We start from the raw sequence: 16,771 nt of genomic DNA, 5'->3' as shown, positions 1-16,771 counted from the left end.
GGATTTATCATGGCAGTGACCGATCCCCTGGGTGACCTGCTCACCCGCATCCGCAATGGCCAGCGCGCTAAGAAGGACTCCGTCCTGTCGCCCGCGTCCAAGCTGCGCGTGCGCGTCCTCGACGTGCTGCAGCGCGAAGGCTACATCCGCGGCTATTCCGAAGAGCAGATGGGCCCCGCCGCCGGCGTGCGCATCGAGCTCAAGTATTTCGAGGGTCAGCCCGCGATCAAGCACGTCGCGCGCGTTTCGAAGCCCGGTCGTCGCGTCTACTCCGGCAGCCAGGAGCTGCCGCGGGTGATGAACGGCCTGGGCATCACCATCGTCTCCACGCCGAACGGCGTCCTGTCCGACGCGGAAGCGCGCGAGCAGAACGTCGGCGGCGAAGTGCTCGCGGAGGTGTTCTGATGAGCCGCATCGGCAAGAAGGCGATCCCGGTTCCGGCCGGCGTGACCGCCAGCATCGAGGGCAAGACGATGAGCGTGAAGGGTCCCAAGGGCACCCTGACGCTCGCGATGCGCGACGAGATCAGCTATTCGGTCGAAGACGGCAGCATCTCGGTGCAGCCGGCGAACGACACCAAGCAGGCGCGGGCCTTCTGGGGCATGCAGCGGACGCTGGTCGCGAACCTCGTCACCGGCGTGACCGAGGGCTTCACCAAGAAGCTGCTCATCACCGGCGTCGGCTATCGTGCCGCCGCGCAGGGTCGCAATCTGAAGCTGCAGCTCGGCTACAGCCATGACGTCGACATCGCCGTGCCGGAAGGTCTTGAGGTCAAGACGCCCGACAATACGACGGTCGAGATTTCGGGCGCCGACAAGCAGAAGGTCGGCCAGCTGGCCGCCGAAATCCGCCGCTGGCGCAAGCCCGAGCCGTACAAGGGCAAGGGTATCAAGTACGACGGCGAGTTCATCTTCCGCAAGGAAGGGAAGAAGAAGTAATGACCAAGGGTCTCTCTCTTTTCGAGAAGCGCCGTCGGCGCAATCGTACCGCGCTGCGGGCGCGTTCGGGCAGCCGTCCGCGGCTGTCGGTGCATCGTTCGGGCAAGCACATGTACGCCCAGGTGATCGACGATGCGGCGGGTCACACCGTCGCCGCGGCGTCGACGCTGACCGCGCGCGACGAGTCGGGTGCGAACATGTCGGCCGCCACGGCGGTGGGCAAGCGCGTCGCGGAGGCAGCGCTGGCGGCCGGCGTGACGCAGGTCGTCTTCGATCGCGGCGGGTTCCTCTATCACGGCCGCGTCAAGGCGCTGGCTGACGCCGCGCGCGAAGCCGGATTGGAGTTCTAAGAATGGCCGATACCAACGATATCCAGTCGCAGCCCGGCAATCCTGCCGCGGTTGAGGCTCCCGCCGGCGATGCCGGCGCTAACACCAGCAACAACACTGGTGGCGGTTATCAGGGCGGACAGGGCGGTGGCCGTGGACGCGGTGGTCCGGGCGGCGGTGGCGGCGGTGGTCGTGGTCGTGGCGGTCCGGGCGGACAGCGCGGTGGCCGTGACGGCGGTCGTGGCGGTCGCGACAATCGTGGTCGGGGTGGCCCCGGTCAGGACGACGGCGGCGAAGAGCTGATCGAGAAGCTGGTGCACATCAACCGCGTCTCGAAGACGGTGAAGGGCGGCAAGCGCTTCGGCTTCGCAGCTTTGGTCGTGGTCGGCGACGGCAAGGGTCGTGCGGGCTTCGGCCACGGCAAGGCTCGCGAAGTGCCGGAGGCGATCTCCAAGGCAACTGCGGCAGCCAAGAAGAAGATGGTTCGCGTGCCCCTGAAGGATGGCCGCACGCTGCATCATGACGGCAATGGTCACTTCGGTGCCGGTCGCGTGACGCTGCGTTCGGCGCCGCAGGGCACGGGCATCATCGCCGGTGGTCCGATGCGCGCCATCTTCGAATCGCTCGGCGTCGCCGACGTGGTGACGAAGTCGATCGGCACGTCGAACCCCTACAACATGATCCGCGCGACGTTCGAGGCGCTGGGCGACCAGACTTCGCCCAAGGCCGTCGCGCAGCGTCGTGGCAAGAAGATCGCCGACCTGCTCGGCCGCGGCGCGGGTGCTTCGGCGCAAACCGCCGAGGCCGATGCCGCGGCCATCACGGAGTAAGCTCAGATGGCGACGATCAAGATCAAGCAGACCGGTTCGCCGATCCGCCGCACTGGCGATCAGCGTGCGACGCTCATCGGCCTCGGCCTCAACAAGATGCACCGCGTGTCGGAGCTCGAGGATACCCCCGAGGTTCGCGGCATGATCCGCAAGGTGCAACACATGGTCGAAGTGCAGGGCTGAGCCCCCACTTCATCAGTGACAAATACGGGGAAGGGGGCTAACCGGCCCCCTTCCTTTTTCCGGTTTCCAACAACCAGCGCGTAACAAGCGAAAGCGAGTGCATATCATGAAGCTCAACGAACTCCGCGACAATGACGGCGCCCGCAAGTCCAAGATCCGCGTCGGCCGCGGCATCGGCTCGGGCAAGGGCAAGACCGGCGGACGTGGCCAGAAGGGCCAGAAGAGCCGCGAGGGCGTGTCCATCGCCGGCTTCGAGGGCGGCCAGATGCCGCTCCACATGCGTCTGCCGAAGCGTGGCTTCAACAACATCTTCGCCAAGGATTATGCCGAGGTGAATCTCGGCGCGATCCAAAAGGCGGTCGATGCGGGCAAGATCGAGGCCGGTGCGGCGCTCGACCACGCGGCGCTGAAGCTGGCCGGTCTGGCCCGTGGCGGCAAGGACGGCGTGCGTCTGCTCGGCAAGGGCGAGTTGACCGCCAAGCTGACCTTCACCGTCGCCGGCGCGTCGAAGGGCGCGATCGAGGCGGTCGAGAAGTCGGGCGGTTCGGTGTCCGTGATCGCGGTCGTGCCCGCCGCCGAGAAGGCCGCCGCCAAGAAGGGCGTGAAGTATAAGGAGCGTCAGGCTCACAAGGCGTCGTTCAAGGCCTGATTCCGTCCGCCACCCCGGCGCTTGTCGGGGTCCAGCATCGGGCCGCTCGTAACTGGGTCCCGGCGACACGCCGGGACGGATTATTCCGCCGGAGGTTAGACAAGCCTTGGCGGGCGACTATATGAGCGGCGGGGGAGCGACATAACGCTCGCCCGCCGTTTCTGTTTCCAGGACACAATCCCGCATGGCATCCGCAGCCGACCAGATGGCGCAAAGCATCAGCCTGTCGAAGTTCGCGAAGGCGACCGACCTCAAGAAGCGGCTATGGTTCACGATCGGCGCGCTGATCGTGTTCCGCCTGCTCAGCTACGTGCCGCTGCCGGGCGTCGACCCGACCGCACTCGGTCTGCTCAGCGAGCGGACCACGGGCGGCGTGCTCGACTTCTTCAACACTTTCTCGGGCGGCTCGCTCAGCCGCATGTCGCTGATCGCGCTGGGCGTGATGCCGTACATCACCGCGTCGATCGTGGTGCAGTTGGCGACCTCGCTCAGCCCCAAGCTGGCGGCGATCAAGAAGGACGGCGAGAGCGGTCGTAAGCGGCTGAACCAGTATACCCGCTACGGCACCGTGCTGCTGACCGCGGTGCAGGGTTACTTCATCGCCGTGGGCCTTGAGGCGCTGGGCGCATCGAACGGCGTGCAGGCGGTGATCGAGCCGGGTATGGCGTTCCGCGTCGCCGCCGTCATCTCGCTGATCGGCGGGACGATGTTCCTGATGTGGCTGGGTGAGCAGATCACCAGCCGTGGCATCGGCAATGGCGTGTCGCTGATCATCATGGCGGGCATCGTTGCACATCTGCCGACGACGCTCGTCAACCTGCTGGAAGGCGGCCGCTCGGGCTCGCTCGACCCGCTGCGTCTGATCGGCATCATCGTCGCGGTCGTGGCGCTTGTCCTGTTCATCTGCTTCATGGAGCGTGCGCAGCGTCGCATCCTGATCCAGTATCCCAAGCGTCAGACGCAGCGCGGGATGCAGGCGGATCGCAGCCATCTGCCGCTGAAGATCAACACCGCGGGCGTCATCCCGCCGATCTTCGCGTCGTCGCTGCTGCTGATGCCCCTGACGATCTCGCAGTTCGCGGGCCAGCGCGTCGCCGGCGAGTCGAAGTGGGGCGACTTCATCATCACCCTCAACCAGTACCTCCAGCACGGCAGCCCGGTGTACATGCTGCTGTACGGTGCCGGCATTATCTTCTTCTCGTTCTTCTACACCGCGGTCGTCTTCAACCCGGAAGAAACGGCAGACAATCTGAAGCGCTATGGCGGGTTCGTGCCCGGCATCCGTCCCGGCAAGAACACCGAGAATTACTTCGATTACGTCCTGACGCGGATCACCGTGCTCGGCGCGGCCTATCTGACGATCATCTGCCTGTTGCCGGAATATCTGGTGTCGGCGCTGTCGATCCCGTTCTATCTGGGCGGTACCAGCCTGTTGATCGTCGTGAACGTGACGATGGACACGGTAACGCAGATCCAGTCGCATTTGCTGGCGCACCAGTATGGCGATCTGATCAAGAAGGCGAAGCTGAAGGGTGGCCGGCTCCGCTGAGCGGAGCGGTACGGACGTAAGGGGAGAGTGGCCGTGAACATCATCCTGCTGGGACCGCCGGGTGCGGGCAAGGGGACCCAGGCCGCACGGCTCGTCAGCGAACGTGGCATGGTCCAGTTGTCGACGGGCGACATGCTGCGCGCGGCGGTCAAGGCCGGGACACCGGTGGGCATTCAGGCGAAAGCAGTGATGGACGCGGGCGAGCTGGTGTCCGACGCGATCGTCTCCGCTTTGATCGGCGAACGGCTGGATCAGGGTGTCGAGCATGGTGCGATCTTCGACGGCTATCCCCGGACGGCGGCGCAGGCCGATGCGCTCGATCTGTTGCTGGCCGAGCGCGGGCAGCAACTGGACGCGGTGATCGAACTCGAAGTGGACGAGGCCGCATTGATCGAGCGGATCGTCGGTCGCTTCACCTGCGCATCGTGCGGCGCCGGCTATCACGACGTCTTCAAGCAGCCCGCGGTCGCGGGCGTTTGCGACGTGTGCGGCTCGACGGATTTCAAACGCCGGCCCGACGACAACGCCGAAACGGTGTCGACGCGGATGGCCGAGTACCGCGCCAAGACTGCGCCGATCCTGCCGCTCTACGAAGCGCGAGGGCTGGTGTCGCGGGTCGATGGCATGGCCGACATGGACGTGGTTGGCGGCCAGATCGCGGCAATCCTCGACGCCTGATGCGACTTCGCCTATCCTCAGTGTCGGAGACACCGGGAGGGTAGTATGCGCGCGGTTCGGTTCGGGATGCTGCTGCTCTGCGGCTGGTCGGCTGCCATCGCGGCTGAGACCCCCGAGCTGAGTTGGGGGAAACCCGGCGTGTCGATCGACCAGTATCGCATCGACTCGTTCGAATGCGCGAAGTCGGGCTACTTCACCGACGTGCGCGATACGCAGCAGGCCAAGGACGCGATCCGGGTGCTGGAAACGGCCGATCGCGAACTGAACAACGGCGACGAACTCGACCCCAATGCGCGCGTCCTGCGAATGCGCGCGCTGCGTCCCGATGCGAGGGTGCGGGAGGTAGGTAGATATCTCCGCACTGTCGTCGAGGCATGCCTGACCAACCGCGGCTACCGTCAATTCGCGCTGACGAAGGCGCAGGCGAAGTCGTTGGGCAAGCTGCCAGCGGACTCGCTCGATCGACAATTGTATCTGCATTCGCTCGCCAGCGATCCGCAGGTCGTCGCGGGTCAGGGCGTTGGCTGAGCCGCCGGCACGATCAACGGCATGACGCGATTGTCACACAGCCTTCATCCAGCGGCAAACCCCCATCTCCTATCAGCGCCCTACGGCCACGGCGCCGCGGTCTATCGATCGCCAGCCATTGCCACGAGATCGGCGTCCGTCACTCCCGGGGGCGCCGGTAGGGCCGGTGGAGGGGCTGCCCTCCGCCGGCCTTTGCTGTACAGGGCGGCATCTTCCAGGATTGGGCGGAGCGCGAATTGACCCGCAAGATACTGATCGTCGAGGATGATCCCTCCACCGCCGCCTATCTGGCCAAGGGCCTGACCGAGGCTGGCTATTCCGTGGAGGTCAGCCATGACGGCCGCGACGGGCTGTTTCTGGCGAGCGAGGGCATCTTCGACCTCGTCATCGCGGACCGCATGTTGCCGGGGCTCGACGGGCTGTCGCTGGTCGGGGCATTGCGCGCCGCCAAGGTCGAGACGCCGGTGCTGGTGCTGTCGGCGCTCGCGTCCGTCGACGACCGTGTCGACGGGCTGAAGGCCGGTGCCGACGACTATCTCTGCAAGCCGTTCTCGTTCGCTGAGCTCTCGGCCCGGATCGAGGCGCTGGTGCGGCGGACGGACCGCACCGCGGCCGAGCCCCAGAAGACGCGGCTGTCGGTCGGCGATCTGGAGATCGACCTGCTGTCGCGCCACGTCAGCCGCGCTGGCCGCTCGATCGCGCTCGGCACGCGCGAGTTCAGCCTGCTGGAGTTCCTCGCCCGGCATGCCGGTCAGGTCGTCACCCGCACGATGATGCTGGAGAAGATCTGGAACTACCACTTCGACCCCGGCTCCAACGTCGTCGACGTGCATATCGGCCGCCTTCGCCGCAAGCTGGAGGACGGGTTCCCGACCCCGATCCTGCATACCGTGCGCGGGGCGGGCTACCGATTGGCGGTCGACGGTTGACGCCGTGGGGCGGGCGGCTGTCGGTCACGGCGCGGATCGCGCTGCTGGCGATCGCGCTGGCGCTGCTCAGCAATCTCGCCCTGATCGGATTCCTGTGGAAGCAGACGCACGACGTGGCCATCGCCGCGACCCGGCGGGAAATGGTCGAGCAGTCGGATGCGCTGATCGGCATCTGGCGCGACGGCGGATTGCCGCGCCTGAGCGAGGCGGTCCGTAACGCTCAGCCGCCAGGCGACACCTCGCTGGTCGTCGCGATTGTCGATGAGGAGGGTCGCCGGCTGGTCGGCTATGCACCGCCGCGGCTGGAGGTGCCGATCGCGGCCCGCGCGTTCCGGGTGGGCTACCTCGCCGACCTGCCGGGCTGGCGCGAGCATGAGGCGGGTTACATCCTGCGGCCGGTCGGACGCGTGTGGCTGTTGACGGCGCGCAAGCTGGACGTGATCGAAGCGGAGCAGACCGCGATCGAGCGCGCGCTGGCGCTGGCAGTGGTGATGTCGCTGGCGCTGGGGATCGTCGCCGGCCTCGTGCTGGCCCGTTACGTGGCGACTCGGCTGGACCGGATTGCGGCGGTGATCGACGAGGCGGCGGAGGGCAATCTGTCGCGCCGCGTGCCGATGGAGGCCAAGGGCGCCGACGCGTTCGACCGGTTGGCGGCGCGACTGAACGCGATGCTCGGGCGGATCGAAGGGCTGATGGCGGAATTGCGGATCGTCACCGACAGCCTGGCGCACGACCTCCGCTCGCCGCTGGCGCGGTTGCGCACCAAGACCGAGCAGGCGGTGCTGGTGTCCGATCCGGCGCAGCGCGACTCGGCGTTGGGCGGGCTGCTCGCGGAAACCGATCTCGTGATGCGGATGCTGACGATGGTCATCGAGATCAGCCGGTCCGAGTCGGTGTCGCGCGACCGATTCACGCTGGTCGAGCCCGCCGAATTGGTCGAGGAGGTCGCCGAGCTCTACGAGCCGGTGGCGGAGGATGCGGGCATCCGCTTCGTCGTGGCGATCGACGATCGCCCCGCGCCGCTGTCGCTTCACCGGGAGCTCGTGAGTCAGGCGTTGGCGAACCTCGTCGACAATGCGCTGAAGCACGGGGTGCCGAAGCAGGCCGGGGCGGAGCGGGAGATCGTCCTGCGTCTCTGCTGCCGGCCCGACGGCGTGGCGATCCAGGTCGAGGATCGCGGTCCCGGCATCGCCGCGCGCGATCGGGCGCAGGCCATGAAGCGGTTCGGTCGCCTCGACAGCGCGCGGTCGACGCCGGGAGCAGGGCTCGGGCTGGCGCTGATCGATACGGTGGCGCGGCTGCACGGCGGGCGGTTCGAACTGGCGGACAACGCGCCCGGACTGGTGGCACGGCTGGTGCTGCCGGGCTGACGGCTGGTCATTCCGGCCGGCATGTCCCACATGACGGGTCATGGATGCGCTGACCGCCTTCGGCCTTTTCGCCGTCACCTTCATGCTGGTGTGCTACGTTCTGGAGGATCGTGCGCCGTTCTGGACGTTCCTGTTCGCGATCGGGTGCCTGATGGGATCGGCATACGGCTTCCTGCAGGGGGCATGGCCGTTCGGGGCGGTCGAGCTGATCTGGTTCGTCGTCGCGCTGAGACGGTGGGTCCGGCTGCGCGCCAAAGCCGGCAGGGTGGTGGAACCCGCGGCTTGACTCGGCGTTGCGCGCGTCCTAACTGACCCAACCCCGATACACCGGTTTGCCGGCGGCGCTCGTTTGCGCTCGCCGCCATCTTGCGTCGATGCTCCGGCATCATCGTAGAACCAGTGGACCGGGGCCAACGCGTCGAGATGGCGCCCGTGCTGCCATGCCGGGTGCCGTGGAGCTAGGAGAACATACACATGGCACGTATCGCGGGTGTTAACATCCCGACCAACAAGCGCGTGGTGATCGCGCTGACCTACATCCACGGGATCGGCCCGGCCAAGGCCAAGCAGATCACGGACAAGCTGGAAATCGCTGCCGAGCGCCGCGTACAGGACCTGACGGATCAGGAGGTCCTCCAGATCCGCGAAGCGATCGATGCCGACCACATGGTCGAGGGCGATCTGCGCCGCGAAACTGCGATGAACATCAAGCGCCTGATGGATCTCGCCTGCTATCGTGGCCTGCGCCACCGCAAGGGCCTTCCGGTCCGCGGCCAGCGCACGCACACGAATGCGCGCACCCGCAAGGGCAAGGCGAAGCCGATCGCAGGCAAGAAGAAGTAAAACGGCCCCCGGGTCCGTTTTTGACATCTTCTCCGCCGAAAGCCGGTGCGAGGTACCGTACCTCCCGGCTTTCGCATCAGACGATCCAGGTCAGGATTACATTCAATGGCACGTGAACCGCAGCGTATTCGCCGTCGCGAACGCAAGAACATCACCGCCGGCGTCGCCCATGTGAACGCCAGCTTCAACAACACCATGATCACCATCACCGACGCGCAGGGCAACGCCATCTCGTGGTCGTCCGCCGGCGCGATGGGCTTCAAGGGCTCGCGCAAGTCGACGCCGTACGCTGCGCAGGTCGCGGCGGAAGACGCCGGCAAGAAGGCCGCCGAGCACGGCGTCCGCACGCTGGAAGTCGAGGTCAAGGGCCCCGGCTCGGGCCGCGAGTCCGCGCTGCGCGCGCTTCAGGCCGTTGGTTTTCAGATCTCCTCGATCCGTGACGTCACCTCGATCCCGCACAATGGTGTGCGTCCGTCGAAGCGTCGCCGCGTCTGAATGATCGGGCGCCGGCTGACGAGCCGGCGTCTTCGTTACTTGAGGCGGTCCCCCAACCGCCTCCAACCCAGGGGAACCCCGTGGCTGTCAACGCAAAGAACTGGCAGGAACTCAAGAAGCCGAACGGCCTGGAGAAAAAGGGCGGTGACGGCAAGCGCAAGGCGACCTTCGTCGCCGAGCCGCTGGAGCGTGGCTTCGGCCTGACGCTCGGCAATGCGCTGCGTAGAGTTCTGCTCTCCTCGCTCCAGGGTGCGGCGGTGACGTCGATCAAGATCGAGAACGTCCTGCACGAATTCTCGTCGCTCGCCGGCGTCCGCGAGGACGTCACCGACATCGTCCTGAACGTGAAGCAGATCGCGCTGCGCATGCAGGGCGAGGGGCCGAAGCGCCTCCAGCTGTCCGCCACCGGTCCGGCCGAGGTGAAGGCTGGCGACATCGCGGTATCGGGCGACATCGAGGTCATGAACAAGGACCTCGTGATCTGCCACCTCGACGAGGGTGCGACGCTCAACATGGAGCTGACCGCCGACGTCGGTAAGGGTTACGTTCCCGCGACGGCCAACCGTCCCGCCGATGCACCGATCGGCCTGATCCCGGTCGATGCGCTGTACTCGCCGGTACGTCAGGTATCGTACAAGGTCGACCCGACCCGCGTCGGGCAGGATCTGGACTACGACAAGCTGACGCTGACCATCGAGACCGACGGCACCGTCACCCCTGAAGACGCGGTGGGCTATGCCGGTCGCATCCTCCAGGACCAGCTGGCGCTGTTCGTCCACTTCGACGACTCGTCGGTCACGCGTTCGGCCCCGATCGGTCAGGCCGCTGCGCCGACCGCCGGTGGTGCGGAGCCCGCGGGCGACACGCAGCAGATCAACCGCTACCTGCTCAAGAAGGTGGACGAGCTGGAGCTGTCGGTGCGTTCGGCGAATTGCCTGAAGAACGACAACATCATCTATATCGGCGATCTCGTCGGCAAGACCGAGGCGGAAATGCTCCGCACCCCGAACTTCGGCCGCAAGTCCTTGAACGAAATCAAGGAAGTGCTGTCGTCGATGGGGTTGCGCTTGGGCATGGAAATCCCTGGCTGGCCGCCCGAGAACATCGAAGAGATGGCGAAGAAGCTCGAGCAGGAAATCATGGGCTGAGCCGCCCGCGGATAGCATTGGCTATCCGCACGACGGCGTAAGCCCGGCCGGCGGGTCGGTTCGTCCGACCCGTTCGATGCCAAACCGCGGCCTCGGCGCGGTACTCCCGGCCTTCGGAATGGTGCAGCGTAGGACTAACCTTAGCCTAACCTTCCGACCAGATTATCAGGGTTTTCGGTGGTGGCCCGTTCCACACCACCTGCTCTGGGGTACCGTGACACGGCCCCTTATCGAACGAAGGAATCATCATGCGTCATCGCGTCGGCGGCCGTAAGCTACAGCGTACCTCGGCCCATCGTATCGCGCTCTTCCGCAACATGGCGGCGGCGCTCATCAAGCACGAGCAGATCACCACGACCGTCGCCAAGGCGAAGGAGCTTCGCCCGTACGTCGAGAAGCTGGTGACGCTCGCGAAGAAGGGTGGCCTGTCCAACCGTCGTCTGGCGCACGCCCGTCTGCTCGACGACGCCCAGCTCGTGAAGCTGTTCGACGTCATCGCGACGCGCTACGCCGATCGCAACGGTGGCTACACCCGCGTCATCAAAGCCGGCCCGCGCCTGTCGGACGCATCGCCGATGGCAATCATCGAGTTCGTTGACCGCGACGTCTCGGCCAAGGGACAGGACTCGGGTCCGGTCCAGTCGGACGAGGATTTCGACGCCGCCGCCTGATTGGCGACGGGTCGGTCAGAACAGAGGCCGCGTTCCCTACGGGGAGCGCGGCCTCTTTCGTTATCGGGCGCGGACCGCTATCGGCTCGGCATGGAGCATCCCGACACCATCCTCATCGTCGACTTCGGCAGCCAGGTCACCCAGCTCATCGCCCGCCGCGTGCGCGAGGCAGGGGTGTATAGCGAGATCGCCCCCTTCCAGTCCGCCGAAGCGGCGTACGAGCGTCTGAAGCCGAAGGGCGTGATCCTGTCCGGCGGTCCGGCCTCCGTCGTCGATGCCGACAGCCCGCGCATCCCGCAGCCGATCCTCGACGCCGGCGTGCCGCTGCTCGGCATCTGCTACGGGCAGCAGGCGCTGAACGCGCAGCTTGGGGGGCGGGTCGAGAAGGGCAACAGTGGGGAATTCGGTGAGGCGTTCGTGTCCGTCGATGACGGCTGCGGACTGTTCGACGGGCTGTGGACCGCGGGCGAGCGGCATCAGGTGTGGATGAGCCACGGCGATCATGTCGCGGCGCTGGCACCGGGGTTCCGGCCGGTCGCGTCGTCCAGGGGCGCGCCCTTCGCGATCACCGCGGACGACGAGCGCCGCATCTACGGCATGCAGTTCCACCCCGAAGTCGTGCACACGCCGGACGGGGGCAAGCTGATCGCGAACTTCGCGCGGCATATCTGCGGGCTGGCGGGCGACTGGACGATGGCGGAGTTCCGGGCCGCCAAGATTGCCGAAATCCGCGAGCAGGTCGGCGACGGCAAGGTCATCTGCGGCCTGTCGGGCGGGGTCGACTCGTCGGTCGCGGCGCTGCTGATCCACGAGGCGATCGGCGAGCAACTGACGTGCGTATTCGTCGACGGCGGCATTCTGCGGGCAGGGGAGGCCGAGCAGGTCGTCGGGCTGTTCCGCAATCATTACAATATCCCGCTGGTGCATGTGGAGGCGCAGGACCTGTTCATGGACGGGCTCGCCGGGGTCACCGACCCTGAGGCGAAGCGCAAGTTCATCGGCAAGACGTTCATCGACGTGTTCGAGGCGGAGGCGAACAAGATCGGCGGGGCCGGCTTCCTGGCGCAGGGGACGCTGTATCCGGACGTGATCGAGAGCGTCAGCTTCACCGGTGGCCCGTCGGTAACGATCAAGAGCCACCACAATGTCGGCGGCCTGCCCGAGCGCATGAACATGAAGCTGGTCGAGCCGCTGCGCGAGCTGTTCAAGGACGAGGTCCGCGTGCTCGGCCGCGAACTGGGCCTGCCGGATGTGTTCGTCGGGCGGCACCCGTTCCCCGGACCCGGCCTCGCGATCCGTATTCCCGGCGAAGTCACGCGCGAACGGTGCGACATCCTGCGCAAGGCGGATGCGATCTATCTGGAGGAGATCCGTGCGGCGGGGCTGTACGACGCCATCTGGCAGGCGTTCGCGGTGCTGCTGCCGGTGAAGACGGTCGGCGTGATGGGCGACGCGCGGACCTATGACAGCGTGCTGGCACTGCGGGCGGTGACGTCGACCGACGGGATGACGGCGCAGGTTTTCCAGTTCCCCGGCGACTTCCTGCCGCGCGTGGCGACGCGGATCATCAACGAGGTGAAGGGCGTCAACCGGGTCGTGTACGACTATACGTCGAAGCCGCCGGGGACGATCGAGTGGGAGTGACGCGGGACTAGCGAACGGCCGTGGGGCCGTTCGCCAGCGGGCATCTCATGCCACTTGCGGCAGGCGATCCAGATATTTGTCGAGCGTGATCGGATATTCGCGGACGCGGACGCCGGTGGCGTTGTAGACCGCATTCGCGACCGCGGCGCCGACGCCGCAGATGCCGAGTTCGCCGACGCCCTTGGCCTTCATCGGCGAGGACATGGGGTCCGCCTCGTCGAGGAAGATCACCTCCTGATGCGGGATGTCGGCGTGGACGGGCACTTCGTAGCCGGCGAGGTCGTGATTGACGAAGAAGCCGAAGCGCTTGTCGACCGCGAGGTCCTCCATCAGCGCTGCGCCCGCGCCCATCGTCATGCCGCCGATCACTTGATTTCGTGCGGCCTTGGGGTTGAGGATTCGGCCCGCCGCACACACCGCGAGCATGCGGCGGATGCGCGTTTCGCCGGTATAGGCGTTGACCGCGACCTCGACGAAATGGCCGCCGAAGGTCGATTGCTGCTGCTGCTTCTGTAGCTCGTCGCCATATTCCATGACGTCCTCGGCGCTCAGCGCACCGGCCTTCGCTGCCTCGGCCAGCGCGGCGGTGCGGTTGCCGGAGCGGACCTGACCGCCGGCGAACTCGACATCGGTAGCGTTGAAGCCGAGACGCTGCGCCACCTGCTCGCGCATCTTCATGCAGGCGGCGTAGACGCCCGCGGTCGAGCTGTTGCCGCCCCATTGGCCACCGGAGCCGGCGGACACGGGGAAGGACGAGTCGCCGAGCTTCACGACGACGGCCTCGACCGGCACGCCCAGCATCTCCGCCGCGGTCTGGGCGATGATCGTGTAGGTACCCGTTCCGATGTCGGTCATGTCGGTCTCGACCGTGACGACACCCGCCCGATCGAGGCGGACGCGCGCGGCGGACTTCATCAGCAGGTTGTTGCGGAACGCCGCCGCGACGCCCATGCCGATCAGCCACTGACCGTCGCGGACGGAGCCGGGCTTGGCGTTGCGCGCGCTCCAGCCGAAGCGCTCCGCACCGTCACGCAGGCACTTGACCAACTGACGCTGCGAGAACTTGCGATCGGGCTTTTCCGGATCGACCTGCGTATCGTTGACGACGCGGAATTCGACAGGGTCCATGCCCAGCTTCTCCGCCATCTCGTCCATCGCCACTTCCAGCGCCATCAGGCCGGGAGCCTCGCCGGGGGCGCGCATCGCATTGCCCTCCGGCAGGTCGAGCACCGCGAGGCGCATCGACGTCAGGCGATTGGCGCCCGCATAAAGGAGCTTGGTCTGCGACACCGCCGTCTCGGGACCGCCGCCGGGCAGATCGCCCGAGCCGCTTTCGTGCGCGATCGCGGTGATCTTGCCGGTGCGATCCGCGCCGATGCGGATGCGCTGGACGGTCGCAGGGCGGTGAGTGGTGTTGTTGATGCTCATCGGCCGCGTCAGCGCGACCTTCACCGGCCGCTTCGCCGCGCGCGCGCCGAGCGCCGCCATGATCGCATCCGAGCGGACGAACAGCTTGCCGCCGAAACCGCCACCGACATAGGGCGCGATCAGGCGCACCTTGTCTTTGGGAATGCCGAGCGTCTTGGCGACATCGCCCTTGCCCCAGTCGATCATCTGGTTGGCCGTCCACAGCGTGAGCTGGTCACCCTCCCACGACGCGATCGTCGCGTGCGGTTCCATCATCACGTGGCTGTGGTCGGGCGTGGTGTAGGTCGCATCGAGCTTCACCGGTGCGCTGGCGAATGCGCCCGCGAAGTCGCCGACCTTGTCGATCGGCGGCGCGGCGCTGCCCTCGCCGCTGCTGTCGCCCTTCAGCGGAGCGGTCTTCAGCGCCTCCGCCAGATCGTAGCGGCCCCTGGCGCGGGCGTAATCGACGCGGATCAGGTTGGCGGCGGCGCGTGCCTGTTCGAACGTATCTGCAACGACGACGGCGATCGCCTGATGATAATGATCGACCTCCGGCCCGCCGAGCAGCTTCGCCGTGTTGAAGTTGCCCTTGGCGAGCTTGCCGGCAGTATCGGCCGTGACGATCGCCAGCACGCCCGGCGCGGCCTTGGCGGCGGCGAGGTCGATCGACGCGATCCGGCCCTTGGCGATGGCGGCACCGACGACATAGCCATAGGCGGCGTTCGGCGCGTCGTCGTTATGCTCATACGCGTAGGGCGCGGTGCCGGTCGTCTTGTATTTGCCGTCGATCCGGTCGGTCGGCTTGCCGATCACCGACATCCGGTCGATCGGATTGTTGCCCGTGGGCGCATCGAACTTCATGCTGTGGCCCTCACTTCGGCCAGCGCGGCGGCGAGCGTTCGCTCCACCAGCGGCACCTTGAACTGGTTGTCCTTCGTGGGCTTCGCACCGGCCATCAGGCGAGCCGCGACGGCCTTCGACCCCTGCGGCATGGCGGCTTCCGCCGCCTCGACACGCCAAGGTTTGTGCGCGACGCCGCCCACCGCGACCCGGCCGCTGCCATCCTTCTGGATCACCGCCGCGACTGATACGAGCGCGAAGGCGTAGGAGGCGCGGTCGCGGACCTTGCGATAGATGTGCGTGCCGCCGATCGGTTTCGGCAGCGTCACCGCGGTGATGAGTTCGCCCGGAGCCAGCGCCGTTTCGATATGCGGGGTGTTGCCGGGCAGGCGGTGGAAGTCGGCGATCGGGATCGTCCGCGACTGGCCGGCGGAGTTCACCGTCTCCACCGATGCGTCGAGCACGCGCATCGCGACCGCCATGTCGCCCGGATACGTCGCGATGCACGCATCGCTGACGCCCATCACCGCCAGTTGGCGGCTGAACCCGCCGATCGCCGCGCAGCCGGAGCCGGGCTTGCGCTTGTTGCACGCCTGATTGGTGTCGTAGAAATACGGGCAGCGCGTCCGCTGGAGCAAATTACCCGCGGTCGTCGCCTTGTTGCGAAGCTGGCCCGATGCACCCGCGACGATCGCACGGCTGAGGACGCCGTAATCGCGCCGGACACGCTGCTCGGCGGCGAGATCGGTATTGGTGACCAGCGCGCCGATGCGCAGGCCACCGTTAGACGTCTTCTCGATCCGGTCGAGCTTCAGCGTGCCGACATCGACCAGATGCTGCGGCGTCTCGATCTCCAGCTTCATCAGGTCGAGCAGGTTGGTGCCGCCGGCGATGAACTTGGCACCGGGGTGGCGGACCGCGGCGGCGGCGGCCTCGGCCGGCGTCGTGGCGCGTTCGTAGGAGAAGGGCTTCATGCGCGGGTCCCTGCGACGTCGTTCATCGCCTCGACGATGTTGGAATAAGCTCCGCAGCGGCAGATGTTGCCACTCATCCGCTCGCGGATTTCGGCGTCGGTCACCTGGAACTTGCCGGTGATGTCGGCGGAGGCGTGACTGGGAATACCCGCCTTGATCTCGTCGAGCACCGCGACCGCGGAGCAGATCTGGCCGGGTGTGCAGTATCCGCACTGGTATCCGTCATGCTTCACGAACGCCGCCTGCATCGGGTGCAGCTTGTCGGGCGTGCCGAGCCCCTCGATCGTGGTGACCTTGTCGCCCTGATGCATGACCGCGAGGCTGAGGCAGCTATTGATGCGCTTGCCGTCGACCATGACCGTGCAGGCACCGCACTGGCCGTGGTCGCAGCCCTTCTTGGTGCCGGTCAGGTGCAGATGCTCGCGCAGCGCGTCGAGCAGGGTGGTGCGGGTGTCGAGGTTCAGTTCCCGGCGCTGGCCGTTCACCTCCAACACCACCGGCATCATCGTCGGTTGCGGGGCGGCGGGTGCGCCCTGCGCGTCGGCGGCGGGCACGGCCGTCACCGCGACGGTCGCCGCACCGCCGACGATGATGCCGCGGCGGGAGATAGTCCCGCTCGCAGCCGGTTCGATTGTCTGATCCATGAGGGTCCTGGTTCCTCTGATGCCGCCGGACGGCGACATGACGCTGTCATCATGTTCCTAACGCACGATAACACCGGCTGGACCCGTGACAATCACCGGATCGTGACGAGCGCGGCTCGTCG

The 16,771-nt window shown here is 66.7% G+C and carries 20 protein-coding genes; 17 read left to right on the top strand and 3 right to left on the bottom strand.

Translation table 11 applies throughout. The annotated features are described in order from the left end of the window. Positions 1 to 9 precede the first annotated feature (9 nt). The 17 genes from rpsH to guaA all read left to right on the top strand — a co-directional run bounded on the left by rpsH (position 10) and on the right by guaA (position 12,784). Positions 10 to 405, top strand: a complete 396-nt coding sequence (gene rpsH / locus AC0CH8_RS06325) for a 30S ribosomal protein S8 (protein WP_055845506.1) — start codon at positions 10 to 12, stop codon at positions 403 to 405. Beyond that, positions 405 to 938 (top strand): 50S ribosomal protein L6, encoded by a 534-nt coding sequence (gene rplF, locus AC0CH8_RS06320; protein WP_055845501.1) that lies wholly within the window; start codon positions 405 to 407, stop codon positions 936 to 938. Before rpsH ends, rplF begins: the two co-directional genes overlap by 1 nt. Then, positions 938 to 1,288, top strand: coding sequence for a 50S ribosomal protein L18 (rplR, locus tag AC0CH8_RS06315; RefSeq protein ID WP_204195576.1), 351 nt, complete (start codon positions 938 to 940; stop codon positions 1,286 to 1,288). Before rplF ends, rplR begins: the two co-directional genes overlap by 1 nt. A 2-nt stretch (positions 1,289 to 1,290) precedes the next feature. After that, on the top strand, positions 1,291 to 2,097 hold the full coding sequence (gene rpsE, locus AC0CH8_RS06310; protein ID WP_055845493.1) for a 30S ribosomal protein S5: 807 nt from the start codon (positions 1,291 to 1,293) through the stop codon (positions 2,095 to 2,097). Between the two features lie 6 nt (positions 2,098 to 2,103). Next, positions 2,104 to 2,280: a 50S ribosomal protein L30 gene (gene rpmD / locus AC0CH8_RS06305; protein WP_204195574.1), complete on the top strand. Its 177-nt coding sequence runs from the start codon at positions 2,104 to 2,106 to the stop codon at positions 2,278 to 2,280. 106 nt (positions 2,281 to 2,386) lie between these two features. Beyond that, on the top strand, positions 2,387 to 2,929 hold the full coding sequence (gene rplO, locus AC0CH8_RS06300) for a 50S ribosomal protein L15 (RefSeq protein ID WP_465239140.1): 543 nt from the start codon (positions 2,387 to 2,389) through the stop codon (positions 2,927 to 2,929). A 184-nt stretch (positions 2,930 to 3,113) separates the two neighbouring features. Continuing rightward, entirely contained in the window at positions 3,114 to 4,478 is a 1,365-nt protein-coding gene (secY, locus tag AC0CH8_RS06295; protein ID WP_055845486.1) for a preprotein translocase subunit SecY, read from the top strand. 33 nt (positions 4,479 to 4,511) lie between these two features. Next, positions 4,512 to 5,156 (top strand): adenylate kinase, encoded by a 645-nt coding sequence (locus AC0CH8_RS06290; RefSeq protein WP_465239139.1) that lies wholly within the window; start codon positions 4,512 to 4,514, stop codon positions 5,154 to 5,156. A 45-nt stretch (positions 5,157 to 5,201) separates the two neighbouring features. Further along, the gene (locus tag AC0CH8_RS06285) at positions 5,202 to 5,684 is read left to right on the top strand and encodes a hypothetical protein (RefSeq protein ID WP_465239138.1); all 483 of its coding nucleotides are present in this window, start codon (positions 5,202 to 5,204) and stop codon (positions 5,682 to 5,684) included. A gap of 236 nt (positions 5,685 to 5,920) precedes the next feature. After that, entirely contained in the window at positions 5,921 to 6,613 is a 693-nt protein-coding gene (locus tag AC0CH8_RS06280) for a winged helix-turn-helix domain-containing protein (RefSeq protein WP_465239137.1), read from the top strand. Continuing rightward, on the top strand, positions 6,610 to 7,983 hold the full coding sequence (locus AC0CH8_RS06275) for a sensor histidine kinase (protein ID WP_465239136.1): 1,374 nt from the start codon (positions 6,610 to 6,612) through the stop codon (positions 7,981 to 7,983). The genes AC0CH8_RS06280 and AC0CH8_RS06275 overlap by 4 nt, the downstream gene beginning before the upstream one ends. Before the next feature lie 40 nt (positions 7,984 to 8,023). After that, positions 8,024 to 8,269 (top strand): hypothetical protein, encoded by a 246-nt coding sequence (locus tag AC0CH8_RS06270; protein WP_465239135.1) that lies wholly within the window; start codon positions 8,024 to 8,026, stop codon positions 8,267 to 8,269. Positions 8,270 to 8,457: 188 nt separating this feature from the next. After that, on the top strand, positions 8,458 to 8,826 hold the full coding sequence (gene rpsM / locus AC0CH8_RS06265; protein WP_055845469.1) for a 30S ribosomal protein S13: 369 nt from the start codon (positions 8,458 to 8,460) through the stop codon (positions 8,824 to 8,826). A 105-nt stretch (positions 8,827 to 8,931) separates the two neighbouring features. Then, positions 8,932 to 9,321, top strand: a complete 390-nt coding sequence (gene rpsK / locus AC0CH8_RS06260) for a 30S ribosomal protein S11 (RefSeq protein WP_204195567.1) — start codon at positions 8,932 to 8,934, stop codon at positions 9,319 to 9,321. A gap of 80 nt (positions 9,322 to 9,401) precedes the next feature. After that, the gene (locus AC0CH8_RS06255; protein ID WP_204195566.1) at positions 9,402 to 10,469 is read left to right on the top strand and encodes a DNA-directed RNA polymerase subunit alpha; all 1,068 of its coding nucleotides are present in this window, start codon (positions 9,402 to 9,404) and stop codon (positions 10,467 to 10,469) included. 248 nt (positions 10,470 to 10,717) lie between these two features. Next, positions 10,718 to 11,140, top strand: coding sequence for a 50S ribosomal protein L17 (gene rplQ / locus AC0CH8_RS06250; RefSeq protein WP_204195565.1), 423 nt, complete (start codon positions 10,718 to 10,720; stop codon positions 11,138 to 11,140). A gap of 90 nt (positions 11,141 to 11,230) precedes the next feature. Beyond that, positions 11,231 to 12,784, top strand: a complete 1,554-nt coding sequence (gene guaA / locus AC0CH8_RS06245; RefSeq protein ID WP_204195564.1) for a glutamine-hydrolyzing GMP synthase — start codon at positions 11,231 to 11,233, stop codon at positions 12,782 to 12,784. 45 nt (positions 12,785 to 12,829) lie between these two features. Here the strand turns inward: guaA and paoC are convergent, their stop codons facing one another. The 3 genes from paoC to paoA are packed head-to-tail and all read right to left on the bottom strand — an operon-like array spanning position 12,830 to position 16,649. Then, positions 12,830 to 15,052 (bottom strand): aldehyde oxidoreductase molybdenum-binding subunit PaoC, encoded by a 2,223-nt coding sequence (gene paoC, locus AC0CH8_RS06240; RefSeq protein WP_465239134.1) that lies wholly within the window; start codon positions 15,050 to 15,052, stop codon positions 12,830 to 12,832. Continuing rightward, the gene (locus AC0CH8_RS06235; protein ID WP_465239133.1) at positions 15,049 to 16,005 is read right to left on the bottom strand and encodes an FAD binding domain-containing protein; all 957 of its coding nucleotides are present in this window, start codon (positions 16,003 to 16,005) and stop codon (positions 15,049 to 15,051) included. Before AC0CH8_RS06235 ends, paoC begins: the two co-directional genes overlap by 4 nt. Beyond that, complete coding sequence (paoA, locus tag AC0CH8_RS06230; RefSeq protein ID WP_465239132.1) at positions 16,002 to 16,649, bottom strand: aldehyde dehydrogenase iron-sulfur subunit PaoA; 648 nt, start codon at positions 16,647 to 16,649, stop codon at positions 16,002 to 16,004. Before paoA ends, AC0CH8_RS06235 begins: the two co-directional genes overlap by 4 nt. Positions 16,650 to 16,771: the final 122 nt, after the last annotated feature.

Source organism: Sphingomonas sp. AC435 (assembly GCF_979253005.1).
Note: the sequence above shows the minus strand (reverse complement) of the source record. Positions and strands in the feature narration are given on the sequence as shown.